This window comes from Streptomyces sp. NPDC030021 (assembly GCF_055574035.1).
Genome location: NZ_JBVIAH010000011.1, coordinates 236,494 through 255,067, shown reverse-complemented (window position 1 = coordinate 255,067; position 18,574 = coordinate 236,494). Strand labels below are relative to the sequence as shown.

17 protein-coding genes are annotated in these 18,574 nt (G+C 72.3%); 9 read left to right on the top strand and 8 right to left on the bottom strand.

Annotated elements, in window-relative coordinates; translation table 11 throughout:
- Nucleotides 1-2: 2 nt before the first annotated feature.
- On the bottom strand, nucleotides 3-3,080 hold the full coding sequence (locus tag ACZ4YL_RS23120) for a DEAD/DEAH box helicase (protein WP_468118927.1): 3,078 nt from the start codon (nucleotides 3,078-3,080) through the stop codon (nucleotides 3-5).
- Between the two features lie 185 nt (nucleotides 3,081-3,265).
- On the opposite strand from ACZ4YL_RS23120, the gene ACZ4YL_RS23115 reads away from it, so the two are divergent.
- Entirely contained in the window at nucleotides 3,266-3,448 is a 183-nt protein-coding gene (locus ACZ4YL_RS23115) for a hypothetical protein (RefSeq protein WP_030014871.1), read from the top strand.
- A gap of 151 nt (nucleotides 3,449-3,599) precedes the next feature.
- Here the strand turns inward: ACZ4YL_RS23115 and ACZ4YL_RS23110 are convergent, their stop codons facing one another.
- Together ACZ4YL_RS23110 and ACZ4YL_RS23105 are read right to left on the bottom strand one after the other, a co-directional pair.
- Entirely contained in the window at nucleotides 3,600-4,598 is a 999-nt protein-coding gene (locus ACZ4YL_RS23110) for a polyprenyl synthetase family protein (RefSeq protein WP_468118973.1), read from the bottom strand.
- Between the two features lie 290 nt (nucleotides 4,599-4,888).
- Nucleotides 4,889-5,677, bottom strand: coding sequence for a hypothetical protein (locus ACZ4YL_RS23105; protein WP_468118925.1), 789 nt, complete (start codon nucleotides 5,675-5,677; stop codon nucleotides 4,889-4,891).
- A gap of 132 nt (nucleotides 5,678-5,809) precedes the next feature.
- Here ACZ4YL_RS23105 and ACZ4YL_RS23100 point away from each other — a divergent pair, with 132 nt between their 5' ends.
- Nucleotides 5,810-6,727: an oxygenase MpaB family protein gene (locus ACZ4YL_RS23100; protein ID WP_468118971.1), complete on the top strand. Its 918-nt coding sequence runs from the start codon at nucleotides 5,810-5,812 to the stop codon at nucleotides 6,725-6,727.
- A gap of 50 nt (nucleotides 6,728-6,777) precedes the next feature.
- Here ACZ4YL_RS23100 and ACZ4YL_RS23095 read toward each other — a convergent pair whose 3' ends face one another.
- Nucleotides 6,778-7,377: a class I SAM-dependent methyltransferase gene (locus ACZ4YL_RS23095; protein ID WP_468118923.1), complete on the bottom strand. Its 600-nt coding sequence runs from the start codon at nucleotides 7,375-7,377 to the stop codon at nucleotides 6,778-6,780.
- A gap of 177 nt (nucleotides 7,378-7,554) precedes the next feature.
- Between ACZ4YL_RS23095 and ACZ4YL_RS23090 the strand changes: the two genes are divergently transcribed.
- The 5 genes from ACZ4YL_RS23090 (at nucleotide 7,555) to ACZ4YL_RS23070 (ending at nucleotide 12,665) form a co-directional block, all read left to right on the top strand.
- Nucleotides 7,555-8,334 (top strand): MHYT domain-containing protein, encoded by a 780-nt coding sequence (locus ACZ4YL_RS23090; protein WP_468118969.1) that lies wholly within the window; start codon nucleotides 7,555-7,557, stop codon nucleotides 8,332-8,334.
- Between the two features lie 182 nt (nucleotides 8,335-8,516).
- On the top strand, nucleotides 8,517-11,165 hold the full coding sequence (locus tag ACZ4YL_RS23085) for a sensor histidine kinase (protein WP_468118922.1): 2,649 nt from the start codon (nucleotides 8,517-8,519) through the stop codon (nucleotides 11,163-11,165).
- A complete protein-coding gene (locus tag ACZ4YL_RS23080) occupies nucleotides 11,165-11,608 on the top strand; it encodes a roadblock/LC7 domain-containing protein (protein WP_161289274.1) in 444 nt (147 codons plus the stop codon). The genes ACZ4YL_RS23085 and ACZ4YL_RS23080 overlap by 1 nt, the downstream gene beginning before the upstream one ends.
- Before the next feature lie 17 nt (nucleotides 11,609-11,625).
- On the top strand, nucleotides 11,626-12,006 hold the full coding sequence (locus ACZ4YL_RS23075; protein ID WP_351156820.1) for a DUF742 domain-containing protein: 381 nt from the start codon (nucleotides 11,626-11,628) through the stop codon (nucleotides 12,004-12,006).
- Nucleotides 12,003-12,665: a GTP-binding protein gene (locus ACZ4YL_RS23070; RefSeq protein WP_468118920.1), complete on the top strand. Its 663-nt coding sequence runs from the start codon at nucleotides 12,003-12,005 to the stop codon at nucleotides 12,663-12,665. Before ACZ4YL_RS23075 ends, ACZ4YL_RS23070 begins: the two co-directional genes overlap by 4 nt.
- A gap of 51 nt (nucleotides 12,666-12,716) precedes the next feature.
- Here the strand turns inward: ACZ4YL_RS23070 and ACZ4YL_RS23065 are convergent, their stop codons facing one another.
- Nucleotides 12,717-13,154 (bottom strand): PPOX class F420-dependent oxidoreductase, encoded by a 438-nt coding sequence (locus ACZ4YL_RS23065; protein ID WP_468118918.1) that lies wholly within the window; start codon nucleotides 13,152-13,154, stop codon nucleotides 12,717-12,719.
- A 106-nt stretch (nucleotides 13,155-13,260) separates the two neighbouring features.
- On the opposite strand from ACZ4YL_RS23065, the gene ACZ4YL_RS23060 reads away from it, so the two are divergent.
- Both ACZ4YL_RS23060 and ACZ4YL_RS23055 read left to right on the top strand, forming a co-directional pair.
- Nucleotides 13,261-13,659 carry a roadblock/LC7 domain-containing protein gene (locus ACZ4YL_RS23060; protein ID WP_189734290.1) on the top strand — a complete coding sequence of 133 codons (399 nt, stop codon included), beginning with the start codon at nucleotides 13,261-13,263 and terminating at the stop codon, nucleotides 13,657-13,659.
- Nucleotides 13,660-13,771: 112 nt separating this feature from the next.
- Nucleotides 13,772-14,629, top strand: a complete 858-nt coding sequence (locus tag ACZ4YL_RS23055) for a DUF6397 family protein (RefSeq protein WP_468118917.1) — start codon at nucleotides 13,772-13,774, stop codon at nucleotides 14,627-14,629.
- On the opposite strand, the gene ACZ4YL_RS23050 is transcribed toward ACZ4YL_RS23055, so the two are convergent.
- From ACZ4YL_RS23050 to ACZ4YL_RS23040, 3 genes are all read right to left on the bottom strand, one after another.
- A complete protein-coding gene (locus tag ACZ4YL_RS23050) occupies nucleotides 14,593-14,994 on the bottom strand; it encodes a YchJ family protein (protein ID WP_468118915.1) in 402 nt (133 codons plus the stop codon). The genes ACZ4YL_RS23055 and ACZ4YL_RS23050 overlap by 37 nt on opposite strands.
- Nucleotides 14,995-15,002: 8 nt before the next feature.
- A complete protein-coding gene (locus ACZ4YL_RS23045) occupies nucleotides 15,003-15,899 on the bottom strand; it encodes an acyl-CoA thioesterase (protein ID WP_150256098.1) in 897 nt (298 codons plus the stop codon).
- A 70-nt stretch (nucleotides 15,900-15,969) separates the two neighbouring features.
- Nucleotides 15,970-18,492, bottom strand: a complete 2,523-nt coding sequence (locus tag ACZ4YL_RS23040; protein ID WP_468118913.1) for a DEAD/DEAH box helicase — start codon at nucleotides 18,490-18,492, stop codon at nucleotides 15,970-15,972.
- Between the last annotated feature and the right edge of the window lie 82 nt (nucleotides 18,493-18,574).

Sequence of the window (18,574 nt, the reverse complement as noted above, 5' to 3'; positions counted from 1 at the left end):
GCTCACTCCCCGCGCGCGGTCGGGCGCAGTGCCACGAGTTCGGCCAGTTCGGCATCGGTCAGGTCGGTCAGTTCGGTCAGGGCGCCCTCGCCGCCCGCGAGGACGGCGTCGGCGAGCGCGCGTTTGCGGCCCAGGAGCTGTGCGATGCGGTCCTCGACGGTGCCCTCGGCGATGATTCGGTGGACCTGTACGGGCTGGGTCTGGCCGATGCGGTAGGCGCGGTCGGTGGCCTGTTCCTCGACGGCCGGGTTCCACCAGCGGTCGAAGTGGATGACGTGCCCGGCCCGGGTGAGGTTCAGCCCGGTGCCCGCCGCCTTCAGGGACAGCAGGAACACGGGGACCTCGCCCGCCTGGAAACGGTCGACGAGCTCCTCACGGCGCGGCACCGGCGTCCCGCCGTGCAGGAACTGCGAGGCGATCCCGCGGCCGGCCAGATGTTTCTCCAGGATCCTGGCCATCGCCACGTACTGGGTGAAGACGAGGACCGAGCCGCCCTCGGCCAGGACCGTGTCGAGGAGTTCGTCGAGCAGCTCCAGCTTTCCGGAGCGGGCACCGCCGCCACCACCGCCACCGCCACCGGCCTCCTTGGCGCCGCGTTCCGCCGGGCTGTGCTCCCGCAGGTAGTGGGCCGGGTGGTTGCAGATCTGCTTGAGGGAGGTCAGCAGCTTGACCACCAGACCGCGCCGCTCCATCCCGTCCGCCTCAGAGATCGCGGCGAGGGTCTCGCGTACGACCGCCTCGTAGAGCGAGGTCTGTTCGCGGCTGAGGGCGACGGTGTGGTCGGTCTCGGTCTTGGGCGGCAGCTCGGGCGCGATGCCGGGGTCGGACTTCTTGCGGCGCAGCAGGAACGGCCGCACGAGCGCGGACAGCCGGGCGGCGGCCTGCGGGTCGCGGCCGCTCTCGACGGGGTCGGCGTAGCGGGACCGGAAGGTGCCGAGGCGGCCGAGGATCCCGGGAGTGGTCCAGTCGAGGATGGCCCACAGCTCGGCGAGGTTGTTCTCGACCGGGGTGCCGGTCAGGGCCACGCGGGCCGGGGCCGGGATGGTACGCAGCGCCTTGGCGGTGGAGGAACGCGGGTTCTTGACATGTTGGGCCTCGTCGGCCACGACCATGCCCCAGCCGGCGGTGGCGAGTTCGGGCGCGTGCAGGCGCATGGTGCCGTAGGTGGTGAGGACGAATCCCCCTGCTTCCCCCGTGAGCCCGGTGAGCCCGGTGAGCCCGGTTTGCCCGGTGAGTCCGGCGAGGCTGCGGCCCGGGCCGTGGAAGCGGCGTACGGGGGTGCCGGGCGCGAACTTCTCGATCTCCCGCTGCCAGTTGCCCAGCAGCGAGGCCGGGCACACCACCAGGGTGGGTCCGGCGGTGGCGGGGTTCTCGGGCCGGTTGCGGTGCAAGTGCAGTGCGATGAGGGTGACGGTCTTGCCGAGGCCCATGTCGTCGGCGAGGCAGGCGCCGAGGCCGAGCGAGGTCATCCGGGCGAGCCAGCGCAGGCCGCGCAGCTGGTAGTCCCGCAGGGTGGCCCGCAGCTCCGGCGGCGCGCCGGGGGCGTCGGCCGCGGCGTCGGAGGCCTCCTGCGGGTCGGCGGCGAGGCGCGCGCGCAGCCCTTCCAGCGGACCGGTGGCCTCTACGCCGACCCGCTTGCCGTCGATCTCCGCCGACCCGGTGAGTACGGCGGCCAGCGCGTCCGCGGCCGAGATCTCACGGTCCTGGCGGGCGCGGGCCCGGCGGGCCTCGGCGGGATCGACCAGGACCCACTGGTCGCGCAGCCGGACCAGGGGGCGCTTCGCCTCGGCGAGGCAGTCGAGTTCGGCGCGGGTGAGATCGCCCTGGTCGCCGAGGGCGTGGCGCCAGCTGAAGGAGAGCAGGGCGCCGGGGGAGAGCAGACCGGAGGGGCGGGCGCTCGCGGTGGTGTCGTCGGGTGAGCCGAGGACGGCCCGGGCGTTCAGGTCCCGCCGGAGCCCGCGCGGCCAGTGCACCTGGACCCCGTCGGCGGCCAGGGCGGCGGCGGCTTCGCCGAGCAGCTCCGTGACCTCCTCGTCGGCGAGTTCGACCGCGTCCGGGACGGCCGCGCCCAGCAGCGGGGCGAGCGGGGGCCACAGCCGGGAGGCGCGGCGCAGGGCGCGGAGGGCGTCCATCCGGGCGCCGGGCGGGAAGGCGGCCGCAGCGGCGCCTGATCCGGCCCAGACGTCGGCGGCATCGGCGACGAGGGCGGCGTCGGCCAGGCTGTGCATCTGCAGGACGGCCCGGAAGGCGGGGGCGGTTTCGGGGTGCTGTTCCGCGGCCGGGCCGAGGACTCGGTCGAGTTCGATCCGCAGGGAGATCCGCACTCCGGCGTCATGGCCGGCGGCCACCTCGGCGGCCCATCCGCGCAGCTCGGGGTGGAGCTGCGGCGGGCGGTCGGCGTAGGCGGGGCCACCGGCGGCCGCGGGCGCGGCGGGGGAACGGGGGAGGGTGTCGGCGACGGCGTCGAGGAAGGCCCGCAGCAGCGGCTCCGGCGCGGGCAGCCGGGGCGGCCCGTCGGCGTTCAGCGGCACGCAGTGGGCGGCGGGCGGCATGGCGGCGGCCAGTTCCCGGACCTCGTCGAGGTCGGCGGCCTCCAGCGGCCCGATCCGCCAGGCGTCGTGGCCGGCGGGGCTCAGCCCGGGCAGGAGCTGTCCGCGCGCGGCGAAGCGCAGGGCGAGCAGTGCGGCGGCGCCCCAGAACGCCGTGGCGGAGCCGCCGGTCCCGTCGGTCCGGTCGGCGGTCCCGGCCCGGGCTGCGGCGGTGCCCGCCTCGGCCGCGGCGGACCGGGCACGGGTGAGCAGGGGCAGGGCTTCATCCACGGACAGGACGCGTGTGACCACGGTGGCCCGGCGCAGGTCGGGGGTGATGACCGTGAGCTCCTCCGAGCTGCCGGGACCGGGACGGCCGTCGGCACCGGCACCGGCACCGGCACCGGCACCGGCACCGGCACCAACACCGGCATGGGCGTCGGGCGTCTTGCCGTCGGTCCGCCAGAGGGCGATCCGGCCGCCGCGGGCCGGGTCGGCGGGAAGGAACACGGCGGAGTGGTGGTGGATGAGGCCGGAGATCTCGGAGAGCACGCATTCCTCAAACTTGACTACCGGGTGCGGGGTGGCCGAGGCTACCCCACCGAGGGCGCCCGACGATGTGGGCGTGGCCGTGACCCGGGTCACTTCGAAGACCGTTCGGGTGTCGGGGAACGTGTGGTCTCGACGGCACGTTGAGCGGGTAGTAGTTGGTCGACGGCAGAAGGAGGTGTCCGCAGATGTCCACGAGCGGAAAGATCGCGGTTGCCGGAGTCGTGGCAGCCATCGTGCTGTTCTGGACCGTGGGGTTCTGGGCGGGACTGCTGGTCCTGATCGGCGTGCCGGTCGCCGCCTACCTCCTGCTGGACTCCTCCCAGCGGCGTCGGCTGCGGGGTATGTCCAGGAAGCAGATCGGCCGCTGACCGCGGCCGCCGCGCGCGGTCGCCCGGCGGGGCGGCCGGGCCCCGGCTTCGGTGCGGAGCCCGGCAGGCATGGCCGCGGGGCGGCGCTCGGACACGTACCCCGCCCGGTGGCGGTGACGCCCGAAAGCCGTGGCCAGCCGGGGCAGGCGGGTCAGGCGGCGCCGCTCACGACGGCCAGGCCGAGGTCCGCTTCCAGCAGCATCTGGGACGCGTGGTCCACGAGGTGCCGGAGCACCGGCGAGTAGGTCTCGTCGCCACCCAGTTCGTCCAGGATCCGGTACCCCTCGGCGCGGAATGCGTCGATCTCCGCCCGGTACCGGTCGAGGGCGGCGGGCGTCCGCAGCAGTCCGTCGAGTTCCGCCCTGGCCTGCTGCGAGCGCCCGGCGGCGGCGCACAGGCCCAGGATGCGGTCCCGGGAATCGGGCGAGGCGTCCTCGATGACGGAGGCGAGGAGATAGGTGACCGTGCCGTTGAGCAGGTCCTCGTTGCGGCCGGACAGGATGTCTTCCTGGTCGTTGAATATTTGCCAAAGGATGCCGAAGACGTAGCCGAATTCACGCCACAGCTCCACCTTCTCGGCCGTTGTTCCCGAGAATATCGCGGCCATTGCCGTGATCATTCCGAAGGGCGCGCCGGACTTGCCGCGGTACGTCTCGACCACCGATTTCCGCGAGGCGCCGCAGATGTCCCCGCGCATGTCGTCGATCTGGCCGTCGACACCGATGATCCAGCCGTTCAGGATCTCGGTTATCAGCGCGCTGCGCGCCGACTCCGGAAGATCTTGCGCGAGGAGGATCTGGATGGGGAGCGAGTTCCCCGTGATGACGGATGCGAGCAGCGCTTCGTTCTCGGTGAGCTCGCCGGAGATGGAGGCGCCGTTGGCGTCCGCCAGGTCGTCGAGATAGCAGGCCGAGGTCCACCACAGCAGGTGGACGGCGGACAGCGGAATGGCCGGCCTCGGATTACCGGTCTCTATGGCGTGCGTGAGGAGCGGCAGCACCGAGAGAGGATGTCTCAGTTTGCGCTGCTCCAAGAGCTTGGCCACTGAGTTCCTGGTCGTGCTCGCCACCGGGCCGAGCCGCTCCAGCGCGGTGTCGATCTCCGCGTCGATGTCCTGCGAGACTTCCCGGTGCAGGTCCAGGTAGGACATGGAATTCAAGAATGGCCTCCGTCGTGGAATGGGCCGCAGGTGCGAGGTGCGCACCTTTGAGCCGCTTGACTGGCCGATTCGATCATTCCGGAGGAAGGGGATCCAGAGCGATTTTCGGCCCTCTTGGCCGGTTCTTTTCGATTCAGGAGAGGCCGGGTACCGACTAACCGCCCGGTATGGGTCGTGCATCAGAGCCGCTGCCGTCGCCGCCGCTATTCGCTATCGCTATCGCCGTCGCATCTGTCGCATCTGTCGCATCCGTCACGGCCGTCTCCCGCTCCGGCTCGTGTTCACGACGGGCGGACCGCGATGCGGTCCAGCGCCGTCAGTAGGTCCGGCAGGTCCGGCTGTTCCGAGTCCCCCTCGTGGGGGACCGTGAGCACCTCACCCGGTTCCTCGTCCAGCAGGACGAAGGCCGCCTCGCCGGTACGCGCCACGAGCGACCAGCCGGGCCCGTCCACCCGCAGCGTCCGGGCCCCCTCGCCGGCGAACGAGGACCGCACCCGGCCGGGCGGTGGCGGGGTCTTCGTGTACGCCATGGCCTCCTCCAGCGCCCGGGCGAGCCCGGGGTGCGCGGCGGCGGCCGCCCCGCCGTCCGTGGCCACGCGCTCCCGCCAGTCCGCCCACTCCCGCGCGATCTGGTCCGCGCCCATCCGCCGCTGCACCGGACCCCAGGCGTCCGCCGAGGGCGGGGCGAGCGGGACCCGCCCCGTACCGTCCGCTCCCTGCTCGGGATCGTGCGGCTCCGGGATTCCGGACGCGGCCACCGACAACTCCAGCGGCCAGCCCGCCAGCGAGACCACGATCGTCCGCTCGTCGGGGGACAGGTCGTACTCCATCCCGCAGTCCCAGGAGGCGATGGCCGTCGCGACGAGCGAGACGTCGTCCACGACGACCGTCCAGCGCGCGCCCTCCTCGTCCTGGCCGAGCACCAGCCCGTACCCCTCCCGGTTCGGCGCCACGCCCAGCAGGGAGCAGGCCTCGGGGAAGTCGTCGCCCAGGATGCCGGGGAACTGCGCCGGGGTCAGCAGCACAGCGGTCAGCACGTACAGCGAGCCGCCACCCTCGTCGTCGGACACCTGGCCTCCTGGTAGCTCTCTCGTCGGCGCACCTTAACCAGCGGGTAACCCGCCCGTCGAGAGCTTGCGGGACACGATTTCCAAGGCTGCTACCTGCACGTAGAGTTGGGAACCCGCCACAGAAAGGGACACCTGGTGCAGCGTTACGATCGGCTGAGGGAGATCCTCCGTCTCGATCCCGACAAGGATTTCCTCGCCATCTACCGGCTCACCGCCACCTACGAGTTCCCCTGGGACTTCACCCGCGCCCTGGAACTCGCCCTGTTCCGGACCTACGCCGTCCCGAGCATCGGTGGCCTGCTGGCCGAGACGGCCGAGTTCACCGACCGGACCCAGAAGCGCTACGACGACACCGCGCTGCTCCTGGACGCGGTCGTCGAGCACGGCTTCGAGAGCGACACCGCGCGCACCGCCATCCGCCGTGTCAACCAGATGCACCGCAGCTACGACATCTCGAACGAGGACATGCGGTACGTCCTGAGCACCTTCGTGGTGATTCCTGCGCGGTGGCTGGACGCCTACGGCTGGCGTCCGCTGACCCACCACGAGCGCCGGGCCTGCGCGAACTACTACGCCACCCTCGGCCGCCACCTGGGCATCACGGACATCCCGGGCTCCTACGAGGAGTTCGAAGCCACCCTCGACGCCTACGAGGAGGCCCACTTCGCGTGGGACGAAGGCGCCCGCAAGGTCGCCGACGCCACCCTCGACCTCATGGCCTCCTGGTACCCGGCGCCGGTCGCCCCCGCCGTGCGGCGCGCGAGTCTCGCCCTCCTGGACGAGTCGCTGCTGGGCGCCTTCCGGTACGAGCCCCCGCGCGCCCCGGTCCAGCGCCTCGTCCAGGGCGCCCTGTGGCTGCGCGGCCGCGCGGTACGGCTCCTGCCCCCGCGCCGAGCCCCGCACTACGCCCGCCAGAACCCGGAGATCAAGGGGTACCCGGACGGCTACGACGTGGGTGAGCTCGGCACGTTCCCCGTGCCCGGCTCGGGCGGCTGCCCCGTTCCCCATCCCCGCCGGCCCGCCGGAGCCGAGGCCCAGCCTCCGGCCTGATCCCGGGCACCTCCGCGGACCCCGGGCATGGGGCCGACGTACGGGTGTATTCAGGGGCGGCGTACGGCCAGCACCAGGAATCGGTCGTCGTCATCGGCGTACGAGGTCATGTCCCAGCCCGAACCGGTCAGCAGCGGGCCGAGGTTGTGCTCGGCCCGCATGTCCTCCGGGGTCAGCTCGCGCCCGTGCCGCGCGGCGAGGGCCGCTCGCCCGATCGGGTGGAAGAGTGCGAGCCCGCCACCGGGGCGGACCACGCGGGCGAGCTCGCGCAGGTTCGCCCCCGGGTCGGGCAGGTGCGCGATGAGCCCGGCGGCGAACACCGCATCGAGCACCTCGTCGCACAGCGGCAGCCGGGCCACGTCGGCGAGCAGCAGGGCGCCCTCGGCGTCCCGCCCCGCCCGCCGCGCGGCGGCCAGCATCTGCGGGGTGAGGTCCACGCCGAGCACGGTCCCGGCGGGTCCGACGGCGGCGCGCAGCGCGGTCATGGCCCGCCCGGTGCCGCAGCCCGCATCGAGCACGCGGTCCCCGGGGAGCAGTCCGAACTCGGCCACGGCGGTGGTGAACGCGGGCCCGTCCCCGGGAAACTTGCGGTCCCAGCCGGCCGCGCGCGCCCCGAAGAACTCCTGCACGTGTGTGTGGTCGTCGCTCATGTGCCCATGATCCCCCACCGGCTCCGGCTCGTGTCCCTGCGGACCGTGCGCAAGGTGGTGCGTGGTGTGATCGGAGATGAACGTAGCTCTGTCATATTCCAGCAGTTCCAGCGGCTTTCGAAATGCGCCCCCTGTTCGCGCCCTCACCCGGACTAGCGTCCCGTGGCCATGGGACACCTGGGACATCTGGACCACGCCGCGTATGGGTGGCTGACACCCGCGCTGTCATATGTGATGGCATCGATCGGCGCCGCCCTCGGGCTGCGCTGCACCGTCCGCGCGCTCGCCACGACCGGAGCCTCCCGTCGCAACTGGCTCCTCACCGCGGCCTCCGCCATCGGCACCGGCATCTGGACCATGCACTTCGTCGCGATGCTCGGCTTCGAGGTCACGGGCACCGAGATCCACTACGACGTGCCGCTCACGATCCTCAGCCTGCTCGTCGCCGTGCTGGTCGTCGGCGCCGGAGTCTTCGCCGTCGGCTACGGCAAGGAGCGCGGCCGGTCCCTCGTACTGGGCGGCCTGACCACCGGACTCGGCGTCGCCAGCATGCACTACCTGGGCATGGCGGCCCTGCGTCTGCACGGCGACGTCTCCTACGATCCGCTCACCGTCGGACTCTCCGTCGCCATCGCCGTGATCGCGGCGACCGCCGCCCTGTGGGCCGCGCTCAACATCAAGTCACCGGTGGCGGTCGCCGTCGCCTCGCTCGTCATGGGCGCCGCCGTCAGCAGCATGCACTACACGGGGATGATGGCCGTCGCCGTCAGCGTCAGCCCCTCGGACGCGGTCCTGCCCGGCGCCACGGCCATGCAGTTCATCTTCCCGCTCGCCGTCGGGCTGGGCTCCTACCTGTTCATCACCGCCGCCTTCGTCGCGCTGTCCCCGACGATCGACGAACGCGCCGCCTCCGCTTCGGCCCGGCACCTGGGGGAGCACACCGTGACCGTGCACTGATCGCGCGCACTGGCAGTCCGTGTACCGGGCCGATCCTGCCGCACCGCACCGCACCGCACCGCCGCGCACCGGCCATGGCCGCGGCCGCATCACCCGACCCGCCTCACCGCCTCACCCCCCACCTGCCACACCGCTTCACCCGCCCCACCGCACCCGTAGGCACCGCCCGGAACGAGGAGCCCATGCGAACACCCCGCAGGAAACCGGAAGCAGCGGCGCCGCGGCTGCCCGCGCCCCCGGCACGCGGCCGCCGGGCCCACGCCGGGCCGCCGGCCGAGGAACCGGCGGAGCTCCGGGACCAGCGGCCCCACCCGCCCGCCGCGCGCGCGAGCGGACCCCGGCCGCGGCTGCGGCTGCGCCCCGCCACCGTCCGGGCGAAGATCGTCTCGCTGCTGATGGTCCCGGTCGTCTCGCTCCTCGCCCTCTGGGCCTTCGCCACCGTCAACACCGCCCAGGACATGGCCCGGCTCAGCCGCGTCCACCAGGTCGACACCGAGATACGCACGCCCGTCGCCGCCGCCGTCACCGAGCTCCAGGCCGAACGGCGCGCCGCCGTCCGTCTGCTCGCCGACCCCGCCTCCGACCCGGGCGCCCTCGACCAGCAGGCCCGCCGGACCGACGCCGCCGTGCAGCGGCTGCGGCTCGGTGACCAGCACACCGTCGCCGACTCCGGCGACTACCGCTCCGACATCGTGGTCCGGCTGGAGGTGTTCGTAGCCGCCGCCGAAGACCTGGCCCCGTCGCGCAAGGACATCACCGACCGCCGGGCCACCCCCGAGGCCGCCTACACCATCTACACCCGCGTGGTCGACTCCGCCTTCGCCGTCGGCGGCGCCCTGACCGGCGGGGAGAAGGCCGAACTCGGCCCCGACGCCCGGGTCCTGCTCGAATTCTCCCGCGCCGCGGAACTGCTGTCCCGGGAGGACGCGCTGCTCGCCGCCCCCGGCCCGCGTACCGCCGAAACGCTTCGGCAGCTGACCGGCGCCGTCGAGTCCCGCCGCGCGCTCACCGACTCCGCCGCCCGTGACCTCCCCGCCGAACAGGAGGCCGTCTGGCAGTCCGCCGCCAAGAGCGCCGCCTACGCCGACCTCACCGGCGCCGAGGACCGGGCGCTGGCCGCGGGCACCTCCAAGGAGAGCCGCGGGGTGCCGGCTGGATGGGAGGCCGCCCACAACGCCATCGCCTCCTCGATGCGGGAGGTCGAGGCGGCCGCACACGCCGCGGCCGCCGACCGGGCCGACCCGTTCGCCGAAGGGGCGCTCACCCCGGCCGGGGCCGCCGTGCTGCTGGGCCTGGCCGCCGTCGCCGCCTCCCTCGTCATCTCGGTCCGGATCGGCCGGGCGCTGGTCGTCGAACTCGTCTCGCTGCGCAACACCGCCCTGGAGATCGCCCACCGCAAACTCCCGCAGGCGATGGAACGGCTGCGCGCCGGCCAGGAGATCGACGTCGCTGCCGAGACCCCGCCCGGGCCGCCGGCCGAGGACGAGATCACCCAGGTCGGCGAGGCGCTCCACACCGTCCACCGGGCCGCGCTCAGCGCCGCCGTCGAACGTGCGGAACTCGCCAGCGGGATCTCCGGGGTCTTCGTCAACCTCGCCCGCCGCAGCCAGGTCCTCGTACACAAGCAGCTCACGCTGCTCGACTCGATGGAGCGGCGCGCCGACGACCCGAACGAGCTCGGTGACCTCTTCCGCCTCGACCACCTGACCACCCGGATGCGCCGGCACGCGGAAAGCCTGATCATCCTGTCGGGCGCCACCCCGGGCCGGGCCTGGCGGATGCCGGTCCCCCTCACGAACGTCGTGCGGGCCGCCGTCTCCGAGATCGAGGACTACCCGCGGATCGAGGTCCGGCAGCTCGCGGAAGCCGCCGTGGTCGGGGGCGCCGTGGCCGACCTCACCCATCTGCTCGCCGAACTCATCGAGAACGCGGCCCAGTTCTCCCCGCCGCACACCAAGGTCCGGGTCAGCGGCGAGCCCGTCGGCACCGGCTACGTCTTGGAGGTCGAGGACCGCGGACTCGGTATGGGCCCCGACACCCTCGGCGACGCCAACCGCCGCATCGAGCAGTCCGAATCCCTCGACCTCTTCGACAGCGACCGGCTCGGCCTCTTCGTGGTCAGCCGCCTCTCGGCCCGCCACGGAGTGAAGGTGCACCTGCGCACGTCGCCCTACGGCGGTACCACCGCGGTGGTGCTCCTGCCCAACTCCATGCTCCAGGGCGCGATCACGGCCGGCGCCCCCGCCGGAGCGCCTGCCGTTGCCTCCGCCCACGGCTCGGCCCCGGGCTCAGCCATGGCCCCGGGCTCAGCCATGGCCCCGGAATCCGACCCGGCGCCCCGCACGGCGCCGCCGACTCCTGCGCCGGCCCGAGCACCGTCCCCGTCCTCCGCCCGGTCCTCCGCCGCCGCACCGAAGGCGGGGGCGAGGGCGGACCAGCCACCCGCCATGACCGTCGTACGGGAGGACGCACAGCCCCCGACTCCGGCTCCGGCTCCGGCCCCGACGAACCCCGTAGGCGAGGAGCCGCGCCCGGCCCCGGTGGCTTCGCTCCGGCCGCGCGGCCCCGGCGGCGCGGGCGCCCGTACCCAGACGGCCGCGGTGCCCCCGGCCTCGGTGACGGAACTGCCGCGCCGGGTGCGCCAGGCCAGTCTCGTCCCGCAGCTTCGGGAGGCCCCCGCCCCGAAGCCCCCGGCCGCATCCCGCCTTCCCGAGGAGCCGCCGGGCCGCAGCCCGGAGCAGGCCCGGGACCGGATGGCGGCCTACCGGGCCGGCTGGGCCCGCGGCGCCCAGGAGAACTCCCCTCACGCAGGCAGCGAAGGAGAAGTGTGATGATCGAACACCAAAGGATCGACCTCGACGGCGGCCGCAGGTCCGGCGAACTGGACTGGCTGCTCGACGACCTGGTGCTCCGGGTCCGCGAGGTCCGGCACGCCGTGGTCCTCTCCAACGACGGCCTGGCGGTCGGCGCCTCCAGCGCGCTCAGCCGGGAGGACGCCGAGCACCTGGCCGCGGTGGCCTCCGGCTTCCACAGCCTGGCCAAGGGCGCGGGCCGGCACTTCCACGCCGGGGGCGTGCGCCAGACAATGGTCGAGATGGACGAGGGCTTCCTCTTCGTCGCGGCCGCCGGCGACGGTTCCTGCCTGGCCGTGCTCAGTGCCGCCAGTGCCGACATCGGCCTGATCGCCTACGAGATGGCCCGGCTGGTGAAGCGGGTCGGCGAGCACCTCTACACCCCGCCCCGGTTCGCGGCGCGCCCGCCGGCCGCCGGCTGAGGGCGGCGGTCCGGCACATGAACGGCCAGTGGTACGACGCCGACGCGGGCCCGCTCGTCCGTCCGTACGCCATGACCGGCGGGCGTACGAAGCCGGGACCCCACGGCGTCCGCTTCGACCTGATCGCGCTGGTCGCGGTCGATCCGGCGGGTACGGACGAGGCGGCCGAGTCCCTGCTGGGCCCCGAACACCGGGCACTGCTCGGACTCTGCCGGTCCGAGACCCAGTCGGTGGCCGAACTCGCCGCCGACGCGGACCTGCCCGTGGGGGTGGTGCGGGTGCTCCTCGGGGACCTGCTGGAGGGCGGGCACGTCAAGGTCAGCCGGCCCGTACCGCCCGCACAACTGCCGGACGAGCGGATTCTGCGTGAAGTCATCGAGGGATTGAGAGCGCTTTGATGGGACAGCATGACGACCGATCTGCCGGACCGGCCCCGGGCGCGGATCCCGGTCCCGAGGAGGACCCCGAACTGGCCGCACTCGCACTGAAGATCCTGGTGGCGGGCGGGTTCGGGGTGGGCAAGACCACGCTGGTGGGCGCGGTCAGCGAGATCCGGCCGCTGCGGACGGAGGAACAGCTGAGCGAGGCGGGTGAACTGGTCGACGACACGGGCGGCGTGGACCACAAGACGACCACGACGGTGGCCATGGACTTCGGGCGGATCACCATCCGGTCCGGGCTGTCCCTGTACCTGTTCGGCACACCGGGGCAGGACCGGTTCTGGTTCCTGTGGGACGAGCTGTCGCAGGGCGCGCTGGGCGCGGTGGTACTCGCCGACACGCGGCGGCTGGAGGACTGCTTTCCGGCGGTGGACTACTTCGAGCACCGGCGCATCCCCTTCGTGGTGGCCGTCAACTGTTTCACGGACGCCCGGCGGTTCGGGGCGCACGACGTCTCGCGGGCCCTGGACCTGGAGCAGGGGACGCCGGTGGTGCTGTGTGACGCGCGGGACCGGGACTCGGGGAAGGAAGTGCTGATCAGGCTGGTCGAGTACGCCGGGCGGGTGCACACCGCCCGGCTGCTGGACTCGGTGGAGCCGCAGGCCGATTCCGTGTGAACCGGCCCGGTCGGCGCCATCGGGGGTCAGGGATCGGGGGTCAGGGGCCGGTCATTCGGCGATACCGGCGAGGGCGATCACCTTGTCGATCGGGACCCTGACGAGGAGTTCGGTCGGGACGGCATTGCGGCGTCCGAAGGATTCGGCCTGTGCCTCGCCCATGTATCGGGCGCCGATCCGGGTTGCCCAGGTGAGCAGTTCGTCGGCGCCGTCGCTGTACCCGCTGATCTCGGCACGGCCCTGGAGGACGACGAAGGAGAAGGGCGGCCGGTCGTCGTCCACGCAGAGCGCGACCCGGCCGTCGCGGGCGAGGTTGCGTCCCTTGACGGTGTCCTTTCCGGTGTTGAAAACGAAGGAATCGCCGTCGAGTACGAACCAAATGGGAGCGATGTGCGGACTTCCGTCCTCACGCACGGTGGAGAGCTTTCCGGTGCGCGTCGAGTGCGAGACGAACGCCCGCCATTCCTCTTGAGTCATCTTCTTCGCCATGAGGACATCTTCCTTGCCCGAAAGGGGCTGGTGGGGAAGGCTTGCGGCACAAGTACGCGGGGTGGGGCGCGGCCATGTGGCCGACGTCAACGGGGAGGGGCTGGGAATGGCACTGGACAAGCAACTGGACTGGCTGCTGGACGACCTGACGCGCAGGGTCCAGCAGGTGCGGCACGCGGTGGTGCTGTCCAACGACGGCCTGGTCACGGGGGCGAGCGCGGGGCTGGCGCGGGAGGACGCCGAACACCTGGCGGCTGTCGCGGCGGGTCTGCAGAGTCTTGCCAAGGGGTCCGGCCGCCACTTCCGGGCCGGTGAGGTGCGGCAGACGATGGTCGAGTACGACGAGGGAGCGCTCTTCGTCATGGCGGCGGGCGCGGGCAGCAGCCTGTGCGTGCTGAGCGCCGCAGAGTCCGACATCGGTCAGGTCGCGTACGAGATGACGCTGCTGGTCAACCGGGTGGGCGAGCACCTGGGCGTGGCGGAGCGGCGCATCACCGGCGGCTGAGCCGGGCCGATTCCGGCGCCGCTCGGGAAGTTGTCCACAGGCCTCGCGGGTGTCATTGCGTTGAGTTACGGTCTTCACACAGAGTAATCATTGCTCGTGGGGGAGGACCGTGATGACGCAGATGGGGACCGCACTTCGGGACGATGTGACCGGTGGCGATGTGACCGGTGGTGATGTGGCTGGCGGGGCTGTGGCCGGCGGCGCTGCGGACGTGTTGGTGGGCGGCGTGCAGGCCGCGGGGGAACTGGGGCTGAGCCGAAGCGAGTTCGCCAGGGCCGTCCAGCTGGGGATCGTGCGGGTCGGGCCGCGCACGCTGGCCGGGGCCGCGCGCTACGCACGGGCCGAGCTGGACCGGGTCAGGTCGGTGGCGGGCCCGCCGGACGCGCTGCGCCAGCGGGTCGAGACGGTGGCCGGGGCGCAGGCCGCGGCCGGGGTGGTGGGGGTCGGCCCGAGCCGGTTCACGCGGCTCGCGCGCTGCGGGCACGTGACCCCGGTCGGCTACCGGATCAACCGGTACCGGGCCGTGGTGTGGCTCTATCTGACCGCGGAGCTACGGAGCTTCGCCGTGCGGGAGCCGGGAATGCTGCGCGGGATCGCGCCCCCGGCGGACCGGGAGCTGATGGCGGCCAAGGCGGATCTGCGTCCGCGCAAGTGGCGCGGGCGGCATGTCGGGCTGCTGCTGAGACGAACCGCAGACCCGTGGGAGCGCGCCGCCGTACTGGCTTCCGTACTTCCCGAGGGTGAGCTGCTGGAGGCAGTGCCCGACCCGGCGGAGCGGATCGTCCTGGCCGCCCTCGGTCCGCCCCCGCCGTACGGGCACCCGCAGGTTCCGGCGGCGGCCGCGGTGGCGACGGGGCTGCTGACAGCCGGCCCGCCGGACGAGGTCCACTGGTACCGCACCAGCCTGGACTTCGCCCTGGCAGGGGCGCGGGGTCAGTCGAAGTCGACGGGGGAGAGGGGGCCGACGTAGACCCAGGCCCCGGCCTCGCGGGAGAAGCTGCTGTGCTCGTGCAGCGAGCCGGTGTGCCGGCCCTCGCGGTAGTGGGCGCGGAACTCCACCGAGCCCTCCGTCTCGAACATCCCGCCGCGCTCGGTGGCGAGGATCTCCAGCCGCTCCCAGCGCTGTTCGGGATCCAGGTCGAGGCGGTCCGGACGGGTGGCGGGGTGCCAGGAGCGCAGCAGGTAGGCGGTGTCGCCGACGGCGAAGGCGCTGAACCGGGAGCGCATCAGCCGCTCGGCGGTGGGTGCCGAGCGAGCACCGGAGTGGAAGGGACCGCAGCACTCCGGGTAGGCGGCGGGCAGCCCGCAGGGGCAGGGGACGGCAGGGGTGGGCATGGGTGTGCTCAGTTCTCCGGGGCGGGCTCGGACGGCTTGGCGGGGTACGGACGGAAGAGGCCCTCCTGGACCACGGAGACCAGCAGCCTGCCCTCCACGTCGTAGATGCGGCCCCGGGCCAGGCCCCGGCCACCGTGCGCGATGGGCGACTCCTGGTCGTACAGGAACCACTCGTCCGCCCGGAAGGGCCGGTGGAACCACATGGCGTGGTCCAGCGAGGCCATGTCGAAACCGCGCATGCCCCACAGGGGTTCCACCGGGATGCGCACGGCGTCGAGGAGGGTCATGTCACTTGCGTAGGTGAGGGCGCAGGTGTGGATGAGAGGGTCGTCGCCCAGCGGACCGACCGCGCGCATCCACACCGCGCTGCGGGGATCGGATCCCTTGAGCTCCTCGGGAGTCCAGCGGAGCCGGTTGACGTACCGGATGTCGAAGGGCTGGCGGCGGGCCATCCGCTCCAGCGCCTCCGGCAGCGCCCCCAGGTGCTCGCGGATCTCGTCCGCGACCTTGGGGAGCGTGTCCGGATGAGGGACGTGGTGAGGAGGCAGCTGGTGCTCGATGCCGCCCTCCTCCGGATGATGGAAGGAGGCGGTGAGATTGAAGATGGTCTTGCCCTGCTGGACCGCGGTGACCCGGCGCGTGGTGAAGGACCGCCCGTCGCGCACCCGTTCCACCTGGTACACGATCGGCACCCCGGGGATGCCGGGGCGCAGGAAGTACGCGTGCAGCGAGTGGACCGGACGGTCGCTCTCCACGGTGCGCCCCGCGGCCACCAGCGCCTGGCCGGCGACCTGCCCGCCGAAGACCCGCTGGAGGGACTCCTGCGGGCTGGCGCCGCGGAAGATGTTGACCTCGATCTGCTCCAGATCGAGCAGATCGACCAGTCTCTCGGCGGGGTTCGTCATCAGAGGATCTCCACGGTCGGGTCCGGCGGGTCCGGTGGGGCGGGCGGGTACGGCGGGATACGGCGGACGGTCAGAGCACTCCGAGCTCGCCGACCGAGGTGACCCGGATGACGGCCCGGCCCTCCTCGTCGGAGGCGGCCAGGTCGACCTCGGCGCTGATGCCCCAGCCATGGTCCCCGTTGGGGTCCGCGAAGGTCTGGCGGACGCGCCACAGGCCGTGCGCGGGGTCCTCCTCGATCTGCAGGAGCTTCGGGCCGCGGGCGTCGGGTCCGGTGCCCAGGTCGTCGTACTCGTCCCAGTACCCGTCCAGGGCCTCGCCCCAGGCATCCGCGTCCCAGCCGGACTCGGAGTCCAGCTCGCCCAGCACGTTGACGTGGTCGAGGGCGGCCAGCTCCACCCGGCGGAACATGGCGTTGCGGACCAGAACGCGGAAGGCGCGCGAGTTCGCGGTGACCGGCTTGACCTGGTCGGCCTTCTCCTGGGCCTGCTCCGCCGTCTCCACCTCCGGGTTCGCCAGCTGCTCCCACTCGTCCAGCAGGCTGGAGTCGACCTGGCGGACCAGCTCGCCGAGCCAGGCGATCAGGTCCTGGAGGTCCTCGGACTTGAGGTCGTCGGGGATGGTGTGGTCCAGCGCCTTGAAGGCGCTGGCCAGGTAGCGCAGCACGATGCCCTCGGTGCGGGCCAGCTCGTAGAAGGAGGTGAACTCGGTGAAGGTCATCGCGCGCTCGTACATGTCGCGGATGATCGACTTCGGGGAGACCGGGTGGTCGCGCACCCACGGGTGGCTCTTGGCATACACGTCGTAGGCGTGCGAGAGCAGCTCTTCGAGCGGCTTGGGATAGGTGACGTCCTGGAGCCGCTCCATCCGCTCCTCGTACTCGATCCCGTCGGCCTTCATCTGGCCCACCTGGATGCCGCGTTCCTTGTTCTGCTGGGCGGCGAGGATCTGCCGCGGGTCGTCCAGCGTGGACTCCACGACGGAGACCATGTCCAGCGCGTAGGAGGGGGACTCCGGGTCCAGCAGGTCGAAGGAGGCCAGGGCGAAGGTGGACAGCGGCTGGTTGAGCGCGAAGTCCTGCTGGAGGTCGACGGTGAGCCGGATGGTGCGGCCCTCCGCGTCCGGGGTGTCGAGCTTCTCGACCACACCGCCGTCCAGCAGCGAGCGGTAGATCGCGATGGCCCGGCGGATGTGCCGCAGCTGGGCCTTGCGGGGCTCGTGGTTGTCCTCCAGCAGGTGACGCATCGCCTGGAAGGCGTCGCCCGGCCGGGCGATGACCGACAGCAGCATGATGTTGGTGACCTTGAAGCGCGAGGTCAGCGCCTCCGGGTCGGCGGAGATCAGCTTCTCGAACGTGATGTCCGACCAGGCGACGAAGCCCTCGGGAGCCTTCTTGCGCACCACCTTGCGGCGCTTCTTCGGATCGTCGCCCGCCTTCGCGAGCGCCTTCTCGTTCTCGATGACGTGCTCGGGGGCCTGCGCGACGACATAGCCCGCGGTGTCGAAGCCGGCCCGGCCCGCGCGCCCCGCGATCTGGTGGAACTCCCGGGCGCGCAGGGTGCGGACACGGTTGCCGTCGTACTTGGTGAGCGCGGTGAACAGCACCGTGCGGATCGGGACGTTGACGCCGACGCCGAGGGTGTCCGTTCCGCAGATGACCTTCAGCAGACCGGCCTGCGCGAGCTTCTCCACGAGGCGGCGGTACTTGGGCAGCATGCCGGCGTGGTGCACACCGATGCCGTGCCGGACGTAGCGGGAGAGGTTCTGGCCGAACTTGGTGGTGAAGCGGAAGTTGCCGATGAGATCGGCGATCTTGTCCTTCTCCTCGCGCGTGCACATGTTGATGCTCATGAGCGACTGCGCCCGCTCGACCGCCTGGGCCTGGGTGAAGTGCACGATGTACACGGGAGCCTGCCGGGTCTCCAGCAGCTCGGTGATCGTGTCGGTGATCGGGGTGGTGACGTACTCGTACGAGAGCGGGACGGGCCGGGTCGCGGAACGGACCACCGAGGTGGGCCGGCCGGTGCGCCGGGTCAGGTCCTCCTCGAACCGCTTCATGTCGCCGAGCGTCGCCGACATCAGGATGAACTGTGCCTGCGGCAGCTCCAGCAGCGGGATCTGCCAGGCCCAGCCGCGGTCCGGCTCGGCATAGAAGTGGAACTCGTCCATCACGACCTGGCCGATGTCCGCGTGCTTGCCGTCGCGCAGGGCGATGGAGGCCAGCACCTCGGCGGTGCAGCAGATCACCGGGGCGTCCGCGTTCACGGAGGCGTCGCCGGTGAGCATGCCGACGTTCTCGGTGCCGAAGAGCTTGCACAGGTCGAAGAACTTCTCCGACACCAGCGCCTTGATGGGGGCGGTGTAGAAGGTCACCTTGTCCTGGGCCAGGGCGGTGAAGTGCGCGCCGGCCGCGACCAGGCTCTTGCCGGAGCCGGTCGGGGTGGACAGGATCACGTTCGCCCCGGAGACGACCTCGATCAGCGCCTCCTCCTGAGCCGGGTACAGGGTGATGCCCTGGTCCTCCGCCCACGAGGAGAAAGCCTCGAAGAGGGCATCGGGGTCGGCGTTCGGCGGGAGCTGATCAATGAGGGTCACACCCCCCATCTTGCCTGGCTTCCCCCCGGATCAGGGAACCGGCGGACGGAACGAAGATCGCCGACGGTACGCTGTGCCGTCG